Origin of the sequence: Mycobacterium celatum (assembly GCF_002101595.1) — a bacterium.
In the GTDB taxonomy this organism is placed as follows: Bacteria; Actinomycetota; Actinomycetes; order Mycobacteriales; family Mycobacteriaceae; genus Mycobacterium; species Mycobacterium celatum.
Genome location: NZ_LQOM01000020.1, coordinates 130,395 through 148,045 on the forward strand (window position 1 = coordinate 130,395; position 17,651 = coordinate 148,045).

14 protein-coding genes are annotated in these 17,651 nt (G+C 61.2%); 10 read left to right on the forward strand and 4 right to left on the reverse strand.

Annotated elements, in window-relative coordinates:
• Both AWB95_RS06495 and AWB95_RS06500 read right to left on the reverse strand, forming a co-directional pair.
• Entirely contained in the window at window positions 1-2,886 is a 2,886-nt protein-coding gene (locus AWB95_RS06495) for an MMPL/RND family transporter (RefSeq protein WP_062539764.1), read from the reverse strand.
• Complete coding sequence (locus tag AWB95_RS06500; protein ID WP_062539763.1) at window positions 2,883-3,302, reverse strand: MmpS family transport accessory protein; 420 nt, start codon at window positions 3,300-3,302, stop codon at window positions 2,883-2,885. Before AWB95_RS06500 ends, AWB95_RS06495 begins: the two co-directional genes overlap by 4 nt.
• A 749-nt stretch (window positions 3,303-4,051) precedes the next feature.
• On the opposite strand from AWB95_RS06500, the gene AWB95_RS06505 reads away from it, so the two are divergent.
• The gene (locus AWB95_RS06505; RefSeq protein ID WP_062539265.1) at window positions 4,052-5,320 is read left to right on the forward strand and encodes a glycosyltransferase; all 1,269 of its coding nucleotides are present in this window, start codon (window positions 4,052-4,054) and stop codon (window positions 5,318-5,320) included.
• Between the two features lie 22 nt (window positions 5,321-5,342).
• Here the strand turns inward: AWB95_RS06505 and AWB95_RS06510 are convergent, their stop codons facing one another.
• Complete coding sequence (locus AWB95_RS06510) at window positions 5,343-6,704, reverse strand: hypothetical protein (RefSeq protein WP_084707012.1); 1,362 nt, start codon at window positions 6,702-6,704, stop codon at window positions 5,343-5,345.
• A 322-nt stretch (window positions 6,705-7,026) separates the two neighbouring features.
• Between AWB95_RS06510 and AWB95_RS06515 the strand changes: the two genes are divergently transcribed.
• From AWB95_RS06515 to AWB95_RS06555, 9 genes are all read left to right on the forward strand, one after another.
• The gene (locus AWB95_RS06515; RefSeq protein ID WP_084707011.1) at window positions 7,027-7,866 is read left to right on the forward strand and encodes a phthiotriol/phenolphthiotriol dimycocerosates methyltransferase; all 840 of its coding nucleotides are present in this window, start codon (window positions 7,027-7,029) and stop codon (window positions 7,864-7,866) included.
• Window positions 7,867-8,120: 254 nt separating this feature from the next.
• Window positions 8,121-8,786 (forward strand): class I SAM-dependent methyltransferase, encoded by a 666-nt coding sequence (locus AWB95_RS06520; protein ID WP_232315602.1) that lies wholly within the window; start codon window positions 8,121-8,123, stop codon window positions 8,784-8,786.
• Window positions 8,787-9,431: 645 nt separating this feature from the next.
• Window positions 9,432-10,661: a DegT/DnrJ/EryC1/StrS family aminotransferase gene (locus AWB95_RS06525; protein ID WP_084707009.1), complete on the forward strand. Its 1,230-nt coding sequence runs from the start codon at window positions 9,432-9,434 to the stop codon at window positions 10,659-10,661.
• Window positions 10,658-11,929, forward strand: coding sequence for a glycosyltransferase (locus AWB95_RS06530; protein WP_062539263.1), 1,272 nt, complete (start codon window positions 10,658-10,660; stop codon window positions 11,927-11,929). The genes AWB95_RS06525 and AWB95_RS06530 overlap by 4 nt, the downstream gene beginning before the upstream one ends.
• A gap of 228 nt (window positions 11,930-12,157) precedes the next feature.
• Window positions 12,158-13,180 (forward strand): GDP-mannose 4,6-dehydratase, encoded by a 1,023-nt coding sequence (gmd, locus tag AWB95_RS06535; protein ID WP_085167836.1) that lies wholly within the window; start codon window positions 12,158-12,160, stop codon window positions 13,178-13,180.
• A gap of 6 nt (window positions 13,181-13,186) precedes the next feature.
• Window positions 13,187-14,149, forward strand: a complete 963-nt coding sequence (locus AWB95_RS06540; RefSeq protein WP_062538370.1) for a GDP-L-fucose synthase family protein — start codon at window positions 13,187-13,189, stop codon at window positions 14,147-14,149.
• Between the two features lie 59 nt (window positions 14,150-14,208).
• Window positions 14,209-14,871 (forward strand): class I SAM-dependent methyltransferase, encoded by a 663-nt coding sequence (locus tag AWB95_RS06545; protein ID WP_099539592.1) that lies wholly within the window; start codon window positions 14,209-14,211, stop codon window positions 14,869-14,871.
• Window positions 14,872-14,992: 121 nt separating this feature from the next.
• Entirely contained in the window at window positions 14,993-15,724 is a 732-nt protein-coding gene (locus AWB95_RS06550) for an FkbM family methyltransferase (RefSeq protein ID WP_085167838.1), read from the forward strand.
• A 144-nt stretch (window positions 15,725-15,868) separates the two neighbouring features.
• Window positions 15,869-16,672 carry a glycosyltransferase family 2 protein gene (locus AWB95_RS06555; RefSeq protein WP_274520120.1) on the forward strand — a complete coding sequence of 268 codons (804 nt, stop codon included), beginning with the start codon at window positions 15,869-15,871 and terminating at the stop codon, window positions 16,670-16,672.
• Window positions 16,673-16,700: 28 nt separating this feature from the next.
• On the opposite strand, the gene AWB95_RS06560 is transcribed toward AWB95_RS06555, so the two are convergent.
• A complete protein-coding gene (locus AWB95_RS06560; protein WP_062538373.1) occupies window positions 16,701-17,513 on the reverse strand; it encodes a GAP family protein in 813 nt (270 codons plus the stop codon).
• Between the last annotated feature and the right edge of the window lie 138 nt (window positions 17,514-17,651).

The following is a 17,651-nucleotide window of genomic DNA, read 5'->3' on the forward strand; positions in this document are numbered from 1 at the left end:
TTAGTCCTTCAGCAGCAGGGAACGGACCAATGGACGGGGTCCGGCTGGCCGAAGTAGCGCGCTGGCGGGGCGGGGGCGCACTTGTTGCGGCCACCAGAACCAGCGCCCCAACAGCGCGGCAATCGATGGCGTCATGAACGCGCGCACAACCAGCGTGTCGAAAAGCAGACCGAGGCCGATGGTGGTACCGAGTTGACCGACGATGCGGAGGTCACTGACCACCATGGACATCATCGTGAACGCGAACACCAGGCCCGCGTTCGTCACGACCTTGCCGGTACCGGCCATGGCCCGGATGATGCCCGTATTTATCCCGGCCGCTATTTCCTCTTTCATGCGGGACACCAGCAGCAGGTTGTAGTCAGAACCCACCGCCAAAAGGACGATCACCGACATCGCCAGCACGACCCAGTGTATTTGAATGCCGAGAAGATATTGCCAGACGAGCACCGACAGCCCGAATGATGCTCCAAGCGAGAGCGCTACGGTACCGACGATCACCAGGGCGGCAATGAAACTTCGCGTCATGATCAGCATGATGATGAAAATCAGGCAGAGCGCTGCGACTGCCGCGATCAACAGATCGTATTTGGAGCCGTCGATGATGTCTTTCACCATCGCTGCTGTGCCGGTGAGGTAAATCTTGGCGTCTTCCAGCGGGGTTCCCTTGAGTGCCTCTTCGGCCGCGGTTTTTATTGCATCAACCCGCGAAACGCCCTCAACCGTCGCCGGGTCGCCGCGTTGGGAAATGAGCATACGGGTCGCCTTCCCGTCCGGCGACACGAAGACTTTCAAGATTCGTTGGACGTCTTTGTTTTTCAAGACTTCCGGCGGCAAGTAGAAGGAGTCGTCGTTTTTGGCGGCGTCGAAAGCCTTCCCCATTGCTGTCGCGTTGTCGCTGGAGTCCTCCATTTGGTTGAAGATCCCGGACATGGTGCTGTGCATGGTCAGCATCATGGTCCGTGTGCTCTGCATGGTCGCGATCATCGGCGGGAACTGGGTGAGCAGCTGTGGCATGAGCAGATCCAGCTGATCGAGGTCTTTGACAAGGTCCTCGAGCTTGTCGCTCACCTCGTCAACCCCGTCGATGGAATCGAAGATGGATCTGAACGACCAGCAGATGGGGATGTCGTAGCAGTGCTTTTCCCAGTAGAAGTAGCTTCGGATGGGCCGCCAGAAGTCCTCGAAATCCGCAATGTGATCCCGCAGTTCTTCCGTGATGGCGACCATTTCGTGTGTTTCGCCGACCATGTGATGAGTGGTCGCGGTGAGTTGCTGCATCAACGCATACATGCGCTGCATCAGGCTGATTGTTGTCGCCAGATCATCGGCCTGTTTGAGCATGTCATTCATGCGGGCTTTCTGGAACTGCATGTTCTGCAGCTGGCTCGCCTGCCCCATGCTCATCATGAACGGTATCGACGTGTGCTGGATCGGTTCACCAGTGGGCCGAGTTATGGCCTGCACACTGGAAATGCCCGGCACGGCGAAGACGTTTTTAGCCAGTTTATTCAGCACCAGCATATCCGCCGGAGTGCGCATATCGTGGTCAGCCTCGATCAGCAGGATCTCGGGCGCCATCATCCGCGCCTGAGGGAAATGCCGTTGGGCGGCCGCGTATCCCAAATTGCCGGGGATGTCTTTCGGGATGTACTGCTGGTCATCGTAGTTGGGTTTGTATCCCGGCAGCGCCAGCAGCCCGACAAGCGCGACTGCCATTGTCGCAGCGAAAATGGGTGCGGGCCAGCGGACGATCGCCGTGCCTATTCGTCGCCATCCATGGCCCCTGACGGTGCGTTTGGGTTCGAACAGCCGGAACCGGCTGCCTAAAGCGATAACTGCGGGAACCAGGGTGAGCGCAACCGCGACCGCAACGACCATACCGACGGCGCAGGGAACGCCAATCGCTTGGAAAGCGGACAGGCGCGTAAAGCTCAGACAGAAAAGGGCTCCGGCGATTGTCAATCCGGAGGCCAGGACAACGCGGGCGACCCCATGGTATGTGGTGTAGAACGCAGTTATCCGGTCTTCGCCGGCCTGGCGCGCCTCTTGATAGCGCCCGAAGAAGAATATCCCGTAATCGGTTCCAGCCGCGATCGCAAGGGATGTCAGCAGGTTGACGACGTAAGTAGTAAGGCCACCGATTACCTGATGATGGCCGAGGAATGCCACCGCGCCCCGGGCTACCTGCAGTTCTATCCCGACCATCACCAACAGAACAATGACGGTGACAACCGACCGGTAGACCAGGAGCAACGTAGTGAAAATCACCGCGAGGCTCACCACGGTGATTGTGAGGACGGTCCGGTCCCCGCTGTGGCCCATATCCGCGGCGATCGCCGCCGGACCGGTGACATACACCTTGAGTCCGGCCGGCGGCGGCGTGCGCGCCACGATGTTTCGGACGGCTTCGGTGGATTCGTTGCCTAAGGTCTGGCCAAGCTCGCCGGCCAGGTCCAATTGGACATATACGGCCTTGCCGTCGGCGCTTTCCGCGGCGCCGGCCGTGAGTGGGTCTCCCCAGAAATCTTGAATGTGCTGCACATGCTGGGGGTCTTCTTTCAGCTGACGAATCAAATGTTCGTAATAGCGGTGCGCATCGTCGCCCAGGGGCTGCTGACTCTCCAGGACGATCATTGCCACACTGCCGGAAGTAGCTTCCTTGAAGTCCTCCACGACGCGGTTCGCGGCCTTGAACGCCGGTGCGTCCGGAGGGCTGAGCGATACTGTGTGTTCTTTTTCGACTTGCTCCAATGAGGGAACGGTGGCGCCCAAGAGGAGGATCAGCAGCACCCACCCCAGGATGATCGGCACCGAAAATCGATGGATCGTCCGCGCCGCGAATGGCGGCGCAGTGTGCTGGTTACCCACGTGTATGTCGCTCATGCGGCCTTCAATAGGCAGAAGGTAAAGGCGTTGACTTCGTGCGATATTCGTTCGGCCTTGACTTCACCGTCCACCATGATGCGGCAGCCGATGCTGTTGCTGTCTCCCTGCGCCACAATACTTCCCACGGCTGTGGCCTCAGTTGTCGCCATGTCCAGCGACCACGGCAAGTGCGCTCCCTCGATACGCTGCGGGTCGGCATTGACGTCGAAATAGCTGATGTCGGCCGTGGTTCCCGGCGGCCCGAAAATTTCGTACTTCAGGTGCTTGGGGTTGAACGGTTTGGTGTCGTTGACTTTGGTGTCGGCATACGATGGGCGCTTCTCATTGCCGAATATATTGTGGAGTCGTGTCACGGTGAATCCTCCGCCGGCGATGACCACCAGTATGACCAGCGGAATCCACACCCGTCTCAAAACGCTGAAAATCGCGAATCCTCTCCACCCGTTTCCGTACCCGACGTCATGTCACCCGGCCAGCCATGCAACTACACATCGGCCACGACACGCCAGACGGCATCTCGAGTGGGGTGAGCGTCGCCGGCTAGCCGTGCGGCGATCACTTCAAACGAGCGGCCCCCACGGGAGCGCGACCAGATCTTGACGAGTAAACCATGCCGGCGGCCTCCATAACGGCTTGTTTCCCACGCGATATGGGATCGTAATGCATGGCGCGTGCGTAACGGGGCGGTACGGTGCTACGCGTCCGTATCTGGACTTGGCCCGCAGCACGTTTCTAGTGTTCGACCAGCGCCTGGAGGCCAGGCGATGGCATCCCATCCTCGGCGTGTGCGGGGGTTGTAGGTGCCGTCGCCGCTAGGCCCACCGTGAACGGTGAGGAGAACGATCCCGACCGATCAGTGATTCGGGGGCGGCGGGCTCCTTCGGTTGGGGGATATCGCTACGACGCCTACCCGTTGCTCATGCGACGCGCGCAAGCGGCGCCAGCTACGGCGCGAAGCTTGCGATATGTCTCCAATTGGGTAATGTCAGCCAAATCACCGGTCAAGGCAGTGCCGTACGGGCGCTTACCCGAAAACTTCTGGGTTTCACGACAATAGCGCGGATATCGGGCTATGCTGCCGGGCGGCTGAACCGGGCGACACAACATTCCACCTTCATTTCGCAGCATGGGCACGGGAAGTGAAAGGCCAGGATTTCCGCGAATGAAACTTGTGCTGGCAAGTTATGGAACGCGCGGCGATATCGAGCCCAGCGTTGCTCTTGGCCGTGAACTGCTCCGCAGGGGCCATGACGTGCGCATGGCTGTTCCGCCCGACCTGGTGGGCTTCGCCGAGTCGGCGGGACTTGCGGCGGTCAGCTACGGGGTGGACACTCAGGCGCCGCTGGGCGTGTACCGGGACTTTTGGACAGGTTTTTTCCGAAAGCCGTGGAGGATCCCAGATCTGATCAGGCTGTGGCGCAAAGCGAGGGAGCTCGCGACCCGGTGCTGGGAGGAGGCGAGCATCACGCTGACAGCGCTGGCCGACGGAGCCGACCTGCTCTTCACCGGCCTGGTTTTCGAGCAACCCGCTGCCAATGTCGCGGAGTACTACGACATGCCGTTGGCCACGTTGCATTACTACCCGAAGCGGGTCAACGGTCAGCTCCTTCCGTTTTTGCCGGCACCACTGAACCGCGCGGTGGCGAGGGCGAGCGAGTGGCTGATTTGGCGCGCCAGCAAAAGGCTTGAAGACGCGCAACGCCGGGAATTGGACCTGCCGAAAGCAACAGGTCCAGCCGCGCGACGGATTAGCCAACGCCGATCGCTGGAAATCCAGGCCTACGATGAGCTTTGCTTTCCCGGGCTGGCAGCCGAATGGGCGGGTTGGAATGGCCGACGGCCGTTTGTGGGTGCGCTGACGGTGGAGTTGCCGACGGATGCCGATGAGGAGGTTTTGTCGTGGATTGCCGCGGGAACACCGCCGATTTTCTTCGGGTTCGGCAGCATACCGTTTGAATATCCGGCGGACATGATCGTGATGATCAGCGCGGTCTGCGAGGAGTTGGGCGAGCGAGCCTTGGTGTGTGCGGCCGGGGCCGACTTGGGCGACGTCCCGCGCACGGAGCATGTCAAGGTGGTGGACGCGGTGAATTACGCCGCAGTCTTTCCGGCCTGCCGCGCGATCGTGCACCACGGTGGCGCAGGGACTACGGCCGCGGCCCTGCGCGCCGGAGTCCCCCAGTTGATCCGCTGGATGGCAGCGGATCAGCCGTACTGGGCCGCTGCGGTCAAACGATTGAAAGTGGGGAGGGCCCGGCGGTTTTCCAGTACTACCCGGCGATCGCTGATCGCAGACCTCCGCCGGATCCTCGCCCCCCAGTACAGCGCTCGGGCGCGGGAGATCGCCGGCCAGCTGAGCAAACCTGCCGAAAGCGTCGCGACCGCCGCCGATCTCGTGGAAAACTTCGTCCGCCTCAAGCAAGTTCGCTGACCGGCAAGAAGCGGACCCCTCGCTAGTCGATCTCGCCGGTGAGCCCGAACTCGGCCAGCGTCCGCGCAGCCAGCTCACGCAGAGCGGACTTTGTGTTCTCAGCGCCCGGTTGATAAGCGACGACGGTGATGAAGACCTTGCCACTGAGGCGCCCGGACAACACGGTCAATTGACCGCCTATTCGCTCAAGCCACTGTCGCGTTATGCGTTGCCCGGTCACGCGCGCGGCGGCGTATTCGGCGTCGGTGCCATCGAGGCGTGACAGCACCGAGCCGAGATCACCGAGAGTAGAACAAAAGACCGGGCGATCGGGGTCAGTGAACCCGGCATCGACCATCCGTTTCATTGCCCGGTTTGGTGTGAAGGGTGTCAGCCAAAGCACTTGCGACGACTCATCTGTTGTCTCCCGCACAGATCCCAGCGCCTGTTTGATGGCGGCACGGGCGTCACCCAAATCAGTTGTTAGGTGGGTAGGGTCGACGCTGACGCGCGCATACGACAATGCAAACGCGCGCGTGTCGCCCTCGACGCGCTCGCTTATGGGCAGTTGCAACGTAATAGCGCCGTCGCTGGCACGTCGACGCCCCACGCGCTCTCCGAGCTTCGCGGCCAATCCCGCGGCCAGCGTATTACTCGTCCCACCAAGCGCTTTCGCGCGCGAATCCCAGTCATCCAGGTCGATGTAGATGGTGATGGTGGGCACGACGACCACGTCGTCGCCGTCGCTTCCATGGAGTGCGGCGGGTCGCGGCGCCGGCGATCGCGCAACCTCAAGCCGGCCCCGGCGGGCCAGTTTCGCCGCGGTGGCAACCGCGCGGACAACCTCAGGAATGTCCTGCGCTGTTTGGCGAGCGTCCTGGACGACCGCGCGCAGTCGACTGCGCGAATGCGGCGGCGGGTAGCCGAGGTCGTGGGTGTTACCCAAGATCGCATCGGCAAGCACGTTGGCAAGCCCAAGACCGTCGATCAAGTAATGGGCGAGCACCAGGCTGACGGCGGTCGAACCGTCCGCAAGTGGAAGCACGGCGAGATGCCAACCAGGGCCTCGCTCTGGATCAACCGGTAGCTGCGAGCGTTCATCAGCCCAGTCGCTGAGTTCCGCCCGCGGCCGGGCGCGCTGAGCGACATCGATGTCAGACGGCCCCCGATCTATAACCCACCGATGGCGGCCGAACGGGAGCGGCGAACGCTCGATGCGCCGTCCCAACAACCCGTAACCGAGATTGTGGTGAAAACGCCTTAGCCCGTCGAGGTCGATGCCGTGCTCATAAACCCAGACGACTTCGATGACTACCCTTTGGCCGGCTGCACTGTGCCCCGCAAACAAGGCTTGGTCCACCAACGCAAGCCGATTGTCCGGTCGCGCAGTGTCATTGGATACCACGCTGTGAAGCAACTCACGGGCAGGACGTAATCGGATCGGCACTGATCAGCCTCCGAGTACACGGGATTGGCACATGGCGCCGTGTGAGATGCAGACGTAACGAAGGGCGACTCTGCGCGAGACGGCGTGGCCCTTTCTGGGGTCCAACCGATTCATGAGCTGAGAGTATCTGATTCGCTGTACCGGCATGGCGAGCGTCGATCGCCGTCGGCCAGCCCTCGCGAGGGCTTTAGATAATCGAGTCCGGCACCCCGGCAGGGGTCTACATTCCGGTTGACGGGTAGTTGACGCATGGCGTCGTTAGAGGCAAGGGGGAGCGTTGATGGCCACCACCATCGCACGCGCGTTACGTGACGGCGTGCTTGAGCCCGCCACGAGGGCAGTCATCTATTCCGCGCAGAGACGGTTATACCGCTACCTGACTCGCCGGGTTGCTGACGATGCGGTGTTCCTCAACTACGGCTACGAGCAAGACCCGCCGATGGGCCTGCCGCTGGATGCGGCCGACGAACCCGAGCGCTACCCGATCCAGCTGTATCACGCCACTGCCACCCAAGCCGGGGGACTCGTCGGCCAGCGGGTGCTGGAGGTGGGCTGCGGCCATGGCGGTGGCGCCTCCTATCTGACGCGCGCACTGGCGCCGGCATCCTATGTCGCGATGGATGTCAACGCCGCCGGTATCGAGTTCTGCCGGCGCCGCCACCAGGTGCCCGGACTCGATTTCGTGCACGGCGACGCGGAAGACCTTCCCTTTCCCGCCGAATCGTTTGACGCGGTCATCAATGTCGAATCATCGCACTGCTACCCGCATTTCGACCGATTCCTCGCCGAGGTTTCCCGCGTGTTGCGCCCCGGCGGGACGTTTCTTTACACCGATCTACGTCAGCGACTTGTGTGCGCCCAATGGGAGGCGGACCTGAATAGTGCGCCCGGCCTGCACGTGGTGTTGTCGCGAAACATCGACGCCGAGGTGCTGCGAGGGATGACGCTGAATTCGGAGCGAATGCAGGCGTCGATGGAAAACGTGGCACCGCGCTTCTTGCGGCGTTGGGTGCGCGACATGCTGCCGGTGCACGGATCGGCAATTTATCGGAACATCCGGAGCGGACGAGACTCGTATTGGATGTACTGTCTGGCCAAGGCCGACGAATCGCCCAGGTGAGTGACTTCAATTGCATGGGTTGAGATGCACAAATTTAACTGAGAGACAACCATCAACAATCAGAGAAAAGCGCGAGGAACATGACAGGACTGACAACCACGACCAAGATTCGTTGGTCCATCCGATACGTCGCTTTTCTATTGCGTATCGGGACCAGACACCCTTCTGTTCTGTGGCATTTCCTCGCCTGCAACTTGCGCTATATTCTAGTTAAACTTGGCGTTCTCCCCAGTGCGGCAAGACACGTTGCGGAGGTGCGTGCTGCATTCGAGGAGCATGCGGCGCAGGGACAATTCAAGGAACGATGGTTTGATATGAGTGACGTTATTGTCATTCAATGGTGTGCTGTTTTTTCCGGAATCTTTGATCGCGCAGCCCCCGTGAGCATCCTTGAAATCGGGTCCTGGGAAGGCCGCTCAAGCCTGTTTCTTTTGACCTACTTTACCCGAGGCCGCTTAACCGCGGTAGACACGTGGGCCGGTATCGACTATTACTTATACAACGCAACCCCGGACGGACGGGACCTCGAAGCTCGATTCGATGGCAATCTTGCCCCATGCGCCACCCGCCTTATAAAGCGCAAGGGGTCGTCGCTACACGTGTTGCCGCAACTGCTGGATGAACAGCAAGAATTTGATCTGATATATGTAGACGGATCCCACTTTGCAGACGATGTCTTAATGGATGGGATCACCGCATGGCGCCTGTTGAAGCAGGGCGGAGTAATGATCTTTGACGACTTTTTGTGGCCGTGCTACCCCCGGGCGCGGGCTAACCCCTGGTGGGCAATCGATCAGTTTTTGACATACCATGCCGGCGAATACAAGGTTCTAGCTGCGTACGACCAAATTATCTTGCAGAAAAAAACAAGGTTCACCGATCGTGTGACTGCTGACCTCACCGCAGTTCAGTGGCAATGATTGCACGCGTGCAAGAGGCAACCGTGCCTCGAGAGAACAGGCGCAACGGCGAGGTCCGCAAACTAACCGATCGCTGCCCACGTGACGACAGATCCGCGGCCGACGTGCGCGGTTAATGATGCCACCCTGCGATACAGACAGCGGGATCGCGCAGCGGCACCGTGATCTACAGCGGGGCTGTGGCGCGCGGTTCGCAGCCGGTGACGTCGTTGGACGGATGCTGAGGACCAGGCTGGAGGCCCGTCGGGGTTAAGCTTCGCCAGCGCCGCTAGTCTGCATATTCGCCGCGTGTATAAAAGGCTCGACGAGCTGCGTCTTTATTGCACCGAGTTCAATAAGAGCTATCGAGAAAAAAATTTGCTGAAGTTTGGTCATCATGCGCGAATCTTCGACCAACGTGGCGTACCTTCTGCGGAAAGCCCCCGCCCGGGGGCTTCGAGTTCCATCGCAAAGGGGGGCGCGGGTTGGAGCGGCTGATGGCCAGCGTTGACGAGTTTCGGCCCGCGTCGACGGCTTGCGATGATCACACGGTCCTCGACCGTAGGACGCTGAGGGGCGATCGCGGAGTCGGCAAATCGACACCTTATAGCAGGGTCTGCGCGAGTATCACCGCGTCGCTCGGCGAAATTTGGGACCGGTGGCTCGATGCCCGCTGAGATCCCCTTTATCCGTCCAAGCTTCCCTAAGCCGGCCGAACTCGCCGAAGAGTTCGACGAAATTGTCAACGCCAACTGGTACACAAACTTCGGCCCGAAGGAACGACGGTTCGCCTTGGCGCTCGGTGAGTATCTCGGGCCCGACCTGCACGTCGCCACCTTCGCAAACGGCACTCTGGCGCTCATCGCAGCGCTTCATGCCACCGTCGGCCCGGGAACACGTGACCGCTACCTGCTGATGCCGTCCTTCACTTTCGTCGCCGTGGCGCAAGCCGCTCTATGGGCCGGATACCGGCCGTGGTTCATCGACATCGACGCCGACACCTGGCAGCCGAGTGCCCCTTCGGCGCGGGCCGTCCTGGAGTGCTCCCGCGATCTGATCGCCGGCATCGTGCTCCCCAACGTATTCGGCGTTGGCAACCCCGACGTTGATGTCTGGGAGGCTTTCGCCGCCGAGTGGGACCTGCCGATCGTGCTCGACTCGGCCGCTGGCTTCGGCTCCGCCTACACCGACGGGCAGCGCCTCGGCGCGCGTGGCGCCTGCGAGATCTTCTCCTTCCATGCCACGAAGCCGTTCGCGATTGGCGAGGGCGGCGCGCTGGTCTCTCGTGACCCCGGGCTAGTTGAGCAAGCGCGCATGTTCGCAGACTTCGGCTTCACCGGCCGGCAAACCACGCAGCTCGGACTGAACGGGAAGCTGCCGGAGCTCAGCGCAGCCATCGGCCTGCGCCAACTCGACGCGCTCGACGATCGCCTGGCCAGCCGCCGCAAAGTCTTCGACCGCTATCGCGCCGAACTCAGTCCTGTGGGTCTACGGTTCCAGCCCAACGCGATTGCCTCCTCCGTCTGCTTCGCCAGCGCGTGCTGCGAGTCCGCGGACCACAAGACCGCGGTGCTCGCCGAACTGCGGCGCTACGCGATCCGGGCCCACGACTACTACAACCCACCGCAACACCTGCAGCCATACTTCATGGCCAACCCCCAGATGGTGAGATCAGCAGATCTCACCGTCACAGCCGACGTCTGCTCACGGATCGTCTCGCTGCCGGTTCACCACTACATGCCTTCCGAAGACGTCGCACGCGTCGTTGCCGCAGTACAGCGAAGCTCGCAGCTCGTCCACCCGTCTGTGCGAAGCGACCGAAGTAGCAGAAGCAATGACCGATACCCCGGGGCTTGTCTAAGCGCCCAGGAAGTAGAGGGCTCAGAGCCGCGATGAAATTTGTACTGGCAGCCTGGGGAAGTCGCGGCGAAATCGAGCCCTGCGCCGCTGTCGGTCGTGAGCTGCTGCGAAGAGGCCATGACGTGTGCATGGCGGTCCCGCCTGACCTGGCCGGCATCGCCGAGGTGGCCGGGATTGTGGCGGTGCCGTACGGGCTTGAGGTGCAGGCGGTGCTTGACGCATACCGCGACTTCTGGACGAGGTTGTTTCACAACTTCTGGAATATTCGGGATCTCATCAGGTTGGGACACGAAGTTGTGGAACCCGGGAAGCGGTGCTGGGAGGAGATGAGCAGGACTCTGACGTCGCTAGCGGACGGGGCCGACCTCCTGTTCACCACTTTGTCTTTCGAGGATGCCGCGACCAATGTCGCGGAGTACCACGACATTCCGTTGGCCACCCTGCACTGGTTTCCCCTGCGACCCAATGGCCAGCTCTTACCATTCCTACCGAAAGGGTTGGGCCGCTCCGCGATGAGGATCTACGAGTGGCTGACGTGGCGCATGACCACCAGGAAGCTCGAGGACGCGCAGCGCCGTGAACTCGGTTTGCCAAAGGCGACAACCCCTGCGCCGCGACGGATGATCGAACGTAAAGTACTGGAAATCCAAGCCTACGACGAGGTTTGCTTTCCGGGGCTGGCCGCCGAATGGGCGAAATTCGACGGCCAGCGGCCCTTTGTCGGCACATTGACGCTGGAGTCGCCCACGGATGCCGATGACGAGGCCTTGTCGTGGATAGCGGCGGGAAGGCCGCCGATTTTCTTTGGGTTCGGCAGCATACCGGTTGCGTCTGCTGCCGAGACGCTGGCCATGATCAGCGGGGCTTGCGAGGAATTGGGCGAGCGGGCATTGGTTGGCGCCGGCTGGAGTGACTTCAGCGACGTCCCTCGTTGGGAGCATGTCAAGGTGGTGGGCGAGCTGAATTACGCAGCGATCTTTCCGGCCTGCCGCGCCGTCGTCCACCGCGGTAGCTCGGGCATCACCGATGCGGGCCTGCGTGCTGGGGTGCCCACGTTGGTCCTATCGACGGATCTCAACCAGACGCTCACAGGCGCAATGGTCAAACGGCTTAAAGTGGGCGCGGCGCGCCGCTTTTCAAGCGCTACTCGCGAATCGTTGGTTGCTGACCTGCGAACCATCCTCGGCCCGGACTACGTTGCCCGGTCCCGCGAATTCGCCAGACGGATGACCAAATCGACTGACAGCGCGGTCGCCGCCGCCGATCATCTGGAAAACTTCGCCCGCTTGCGGCGTATCGGCTGATCGCGAAGCTGTTAACCGGCCAACCGGTGCGCCGCGGCCGCGAAAATGTTTTGGCGAAGCTCGCTACCACACGGGCTTTGGATCAGCGAAGGCCTGCCGGCTCAGCGCGGGCAACCGACGGCGGCGAGATTGCCTCGCCGTAAACGCTAGAACAGGGGAGTAAGCCAGCAGTATTTTGGGTACCGGAAAACCCGCGGCGAGCACGCAGCTTGAACAAATAGGAATCCGATGAAGCGAGCGCTCATAACTGGGATCACCGGGCAGGACGGCTCCTACCTTGCCGAGTTGCTGCTAACCAAAGGATATGAAGTCCACGGACTCATCCGGCGAGCTTCGACATTCAACACCTCGCGGATCGACCATCTCTACGTCGATCCGCACGAGCCGGGCGCACGACTGTTCCTGCATTACGGAGACCTCAGCGACGGCACCCGCTTGGTGACGTTGCTCAGCACGATCGAGCCCGACGAGGTGTATAACCTTGCGGCGCAGTCGCATGTGCGCGTTAGTTTTGATGAACCCGTACAAACCGGCGACACTACCGGCATAGGATCTATGCGACTGCTGGAAGCCGTGCGCCTGTCCAAGGTGCAATGCCGGTTTTATCAGGCCTCGTCGTCTGAGATGTTCGGCGCATCTCCACCACCACAAAGCGAGCAGACTCCCTTCTACCCGCGATCACCGTATGGCGCCGCAAAGGTCTACTCGTACTGGGCAACACGCAACTATCGAGAGGCGTACGGATTGTTCGCCGTGAACGGCATCTTGTTCAATCACGAGTCACCCCGCCGCGGCGAGACATTCGTGACGCGCAAGATCACGCGAGCTGTGGCTCGTATCAAAGCCGGCGTCGAGTCGCACGTCTACCTGGGCAATCTCGATGCCGTTCGCGACTGGGGGTACGCACCTGAATACGTGGAAGGGATGTGGCGGATGCTGCAAGCCCCCGAGCCGGACGACTTCGTGCTCGCTACGGGACGTGGCTACAGCGTGCGCGAGTTCGCCCAGGCCGCATTTGAGCATGCTGGGCTGGACTGGCACGAGCATGTGAAGTTCGACGAGCGCTATCTACGGCCCGCGGAAGTCCACTCTTTGATCGGTGACGCCACCAAGGCGGCCCAATCGCTCGGGTGGAAGGCGAGTGTGCACACCGCCGAACTGGCGCGGATCATGGTGGATGCGGACATCGCGGCACTGAAGTCGGACCGCAAGCCACGGATTGACGAGCCGTCGCTTCCGGGTTGGAGCTAATGCGAGATGAACAGGGCATTCGGCTTCCTCGACCGGGCATCTCCCGTGTATATCGCCGGACACCGCGGGCTGGTCGGGTCAGCGCTCGTACGGCTGTTTCAGGCCGAGGGCTTCACCAATCTGGTTGTGCGGTCACATCGTGAGCTCGATCTGACGGATCGCCACGCGACGTTTGACTTTGTCCTCCAGTCAAGGCCCCAGGTCATCATCGATGCTGCGGCCAAGGTCGGCGGCATCCTGGCCAACAACACCTACCCAGTCGATTTCCTGTCCGAAAACCTGCAGATCCAGCTCAACCTGCTCGATGCTGCCGTAGCCGCGCGCGTACCGAGGCTACTTTTCCTCGGATCCTCTTGCATCTACCCGAAGTTCGCTCCGCAGCCGATCAAGGAGACCGCGCTGCTTACCGGGCCGCTGGAAGCGACGAACGACGCATATGCGATTGCCAAGATTGCCGGAGTACTCCAGGTACAGGCGGTCAGACGGCAATACGGGCTTGCGTGGATCTCGGCGATGCCAACCAACCTGTATGGACCTGGCGACAACTTTTCCGCATCCACGTCGCATCTCTTACCGGCGTTTATTCGCAGGTATGAAGAAGCCAAAGCCAGCGGCGCGCCTGAGGTGACCAACTGGGGCACTGGGACCCCGCGGCGAGAGCTGCTGCACGTCGACGATCTGGCCAGTGCCTGTCTGCATCTTCTCGAACACTTCGATGGACCGACCCCAGTCAATGTCGGTACCGGCATCGACCACACCATCAGCGAGATCGCCGATATGGTGGCCAACGCGGTCGGCTACAGCGGCGAAACCCGATGGGATCCAACCAAACCGGACGGTACTCCACGCAAACTGCTGGACGTTTCAGTGTTGCGGGAAGCGGGATGGCAACCCAGAATCCCGCTGCGCGCCGGCATCGAGGCTACGGTGGCGTGGTATCGCGCGAACATCGGTGCGGCGAGGCAATAACCTTGCGGCTCGTACCGATAGGCGCGTGTCCTCGATCGTCTGCCCTACCATCAACCGTTATGTCGAGGATGAGGCAAAAACTCATCGGTATCGCACTGAAGTTGGTCCGCAGTAGGAACTCACTAGAACCCAACCGCCTCGCCGCTGCACATGGCTGGTTCCGCGGCATGCACCTGGTTTCACCGCCCGCAATCGCTAAGCGACGTCACCTGCTCAACACGCTGAGGGCGCGAGGGCACCGGATCTTCGTCGAGGCCGGCACCTACAAAGGTGAAACCACCGCATTTTTCATACCGCATACGGATCACGTGTTTTCGGTCGAACTACATGACGGGCTCTACGCCGCGGCCCGACAGCGGTTCGCCGATTACCCCAATGTCACCGTCGTCCACGGTGATTCACTCGCCGAGATCCCGAAGATCGTCGCGAATTGCTCGACCCCGCCGCTGGTGTACCTAGACGGGCACTTCTCCGGTCCTGGGACGGCCGAAGGTCAGGAGATGGAGCCAGCGGAGTCGACGCTGCGGCGGCTCGCCGACGTAACGCCGGCAGGCACCACCATCGTGATTGATGACCTACGACTTTTTGGCTCTGGGCTCGCCGGCTTCCCCCAGCTCGACGCGATCACGGCAGCCGCGCGCTCGGCATTCCCCACCGCAGTGATCCGGGCCGGCCTGGACTCGATCGTCGTCGAGATTCCTGGAGAAAGCAGGGAAATTTAGGGCGACTCGAGTTCCACGGTCAGCCGGACACCGTGCGGCGCGAGAGCACTTGGGGCCAGGATCCGATTCCGGGGGCCGGAACTATCTCGCAGGCGCGGTATTCAAATGTTAGTGTGACGCGATGCGTTTGTTGGACCGTGCCCGATTGATCGGCCGCAGCGCTGCCTTCGAAGTATCGCGGCGCTATTCTGAGCGGAACTGGAAGCATCAGTTTGTGAAGCAATTGGAATCGCACCAAGTAGATGTCGTTTTGGATGTAGGCGCCAATTCGGGACAATACGCCGCCGATCTCCGCAAGGCGGCGTACAAAGGCCGTATCATTTCGTTCGAACCTCTTTCAGGCCCGTTTTCGATTTTGAACAGGAGGGCATCGGCAGATTCGCTTTGGGACTGCCGACGCTACGCGCTGGGCGACTTTGATGGAACAATCCCGATAAATGTTGCAGGCAACGCCGGTCAAAGCAGTTCCGCCCTGCCGATGCTGAAAAGCCACCAAGATGTCTATCCGCCAGCAAATTATATCGGGGTCGAAGATGTTCCAATACATCGACTTGATTCCGTTGTGCCAGAAATTCTCCGGCCCGACGATGCAACCTTTCTCAAGGTTGACGTTCAAGGATTTGAAAAGCAGGTGCTCGCCGGAGGCAAATCAACGGTGGGCGACCGCTGTGTCGGCCTGCAACTCGAACTGTCGTTTCTGCCTTTGTACGAAGGCGGCATGCTCGCTCGTGAGGCGCTCGAACTCGTGCACTCCTTGGGCTTCACGCTCACCGGATTACTGCCCTGTTTTACCGATTTCCGCAATGGTCGCATGTTGCAGGCCGATGGGATCTTCTTCCGTGAGGACGATTGACCGGAAATGCGGGGGCCCATTCCAAAAGCAAACGGCAGACGGAGCACTCGACTCTAGACCGCGTCCTTAAGCCGAAAATTTTTGTAGACGAAGCGGTACGCCGTAGCGACCGCTGCTAACGTGAGTAGCGGTATGACCGCACCAATGTTTTCGATCATCGTGCCCACATTGAACGCGTCGGCAACCCTGCATACCTGCCTCGACAGCGTCATATGCCAAACCTGCAGCGACTTCGAACTCGTCCTGGTCGACGGTGGCTCGACCGACGAAACCATCGACATCGCGAACGGCTTCGCCACCCATCTCGGTACCCGCCTGGTCATCCATTCCGGCCCGGACCAGGGTGTCTACGACGCCATGAACCGCGGGGTCGGCATGGCCACCGGGGCATGGTTGCTCTTCCTGGGCGCCGACGACGCCCTGCACGAGGCGGACACGCTCGCGCGCGTGGCCGGCTTCATCGATGAACACCAGCCCAGCGACCTGGTCTACGGCGACGTGATCATTCGCTCAACTTGGTCCCGCTGGGGTGGCGCATTCGACCTCGACCGTCTGCTATTCGAGACGAACATCTGCCATCAGTCGATCTTCTACCGCCGCAACCTTTTCGACGGCATCGGGCCCTACAACCTGCGCTACCCCGTCTGGGCCGACTGGGACTTCAACATCCGCTGCTTCTCCAACCCGGCGCTCGTCACCAGGTACATGGACATCGTGATTGCTCACTACAACGACATGACCGGGGTCTGTGCGAGCAAGGGCGCGGACAAGGAGTTCAGAAAGCGGCTGCCGGTGTTCTTCTGGTGGTCAGCCTTGGAGACCTGCCGCCGGCAGTTGGCGCTGTTGAGGCGGAAAGACGCCTGGCGGCAGGCGCCGCTGGCAATGCGTCAGCAGCTGATCAGGACCAGGGCCGCACGCGAGGCCAGATCGAGCTCCTCGACGCACTGATCACACGGTGTCGCACGCGGCCCGGACCTCAGCTACCAGCTGCGCCGCCCATGCCGGTGCCGATTAGGGCGAGCCCGCCGACTGCGCACATAGCGATGAGGATTTTCCGACGGTGAGTCCGCGCCCAATCGTGCAGCCGTTGCACTATCGCCTGGGTTTTCGCTGGCGCGGCCAGATAGCTGGCGAGCGTGAACTCGATAACGGCAAGCATCCCGATGACGAACGCGACGGCGGCGACGGCCTGTGTACCGGTGGCAGCTCCCGATGCGACGATGAACGCCAGTAGGAACAGAACTCCGTCGAGTGGTGGCCCCGTTCCGAGGCCGAGTGCACCCGCGACCCACAAGGATCCGTTTTCCCACGCATTGTGGGCCCGGTTGAGTAACCCGCGAAATCCAGATGCGCCCTCCGGCGGCACATCCTGCGGGCGGCCCAACAGTCGCGAGATTGCACTTGGTTTTTGCGACTCCAGCACCTGGGTCGACGCAGGGCCGCTTGCTGCCGTCGAGTGCGCGCGCTGACGCCAGCGAGCCAGCGAGTGCACCAAAAGCAGCGCACCAATCGACAGCGCCACCACGCCCATTGCGAGTTGAATGTGTTTGACCGTCGGACTTGTCGCCAAATTGTCCGCAAAGGATTTGAGCATTGGTGTGTTGTGCAGCATCGTCAGCGGAAACACCACGGTGAAAACGCATGCGATCAGGTTTCCGACCCCGTAGGCGAGCAGGTTCTGTACAGGCCGGGGCCGGGAGATCACGAGAAGGGCGAGGCCCAGACGCATCGGATCGAACCCCGTCAGAAGCCCGGAACTCAACCCCACCAGCACCAGTGAGCTCCACATGGCCGGAACACTACCTTGGTAGCTGTACTCCGTTGGTTCTTCTAAAGCTCCCTGCGTTGTAGGTCGCTGGCGCACATGGTGTAGCCAAGTGACGGACTGCCGTGCGGTGTAAAGACGTCTCGCAGGCGGCCAGAGAGC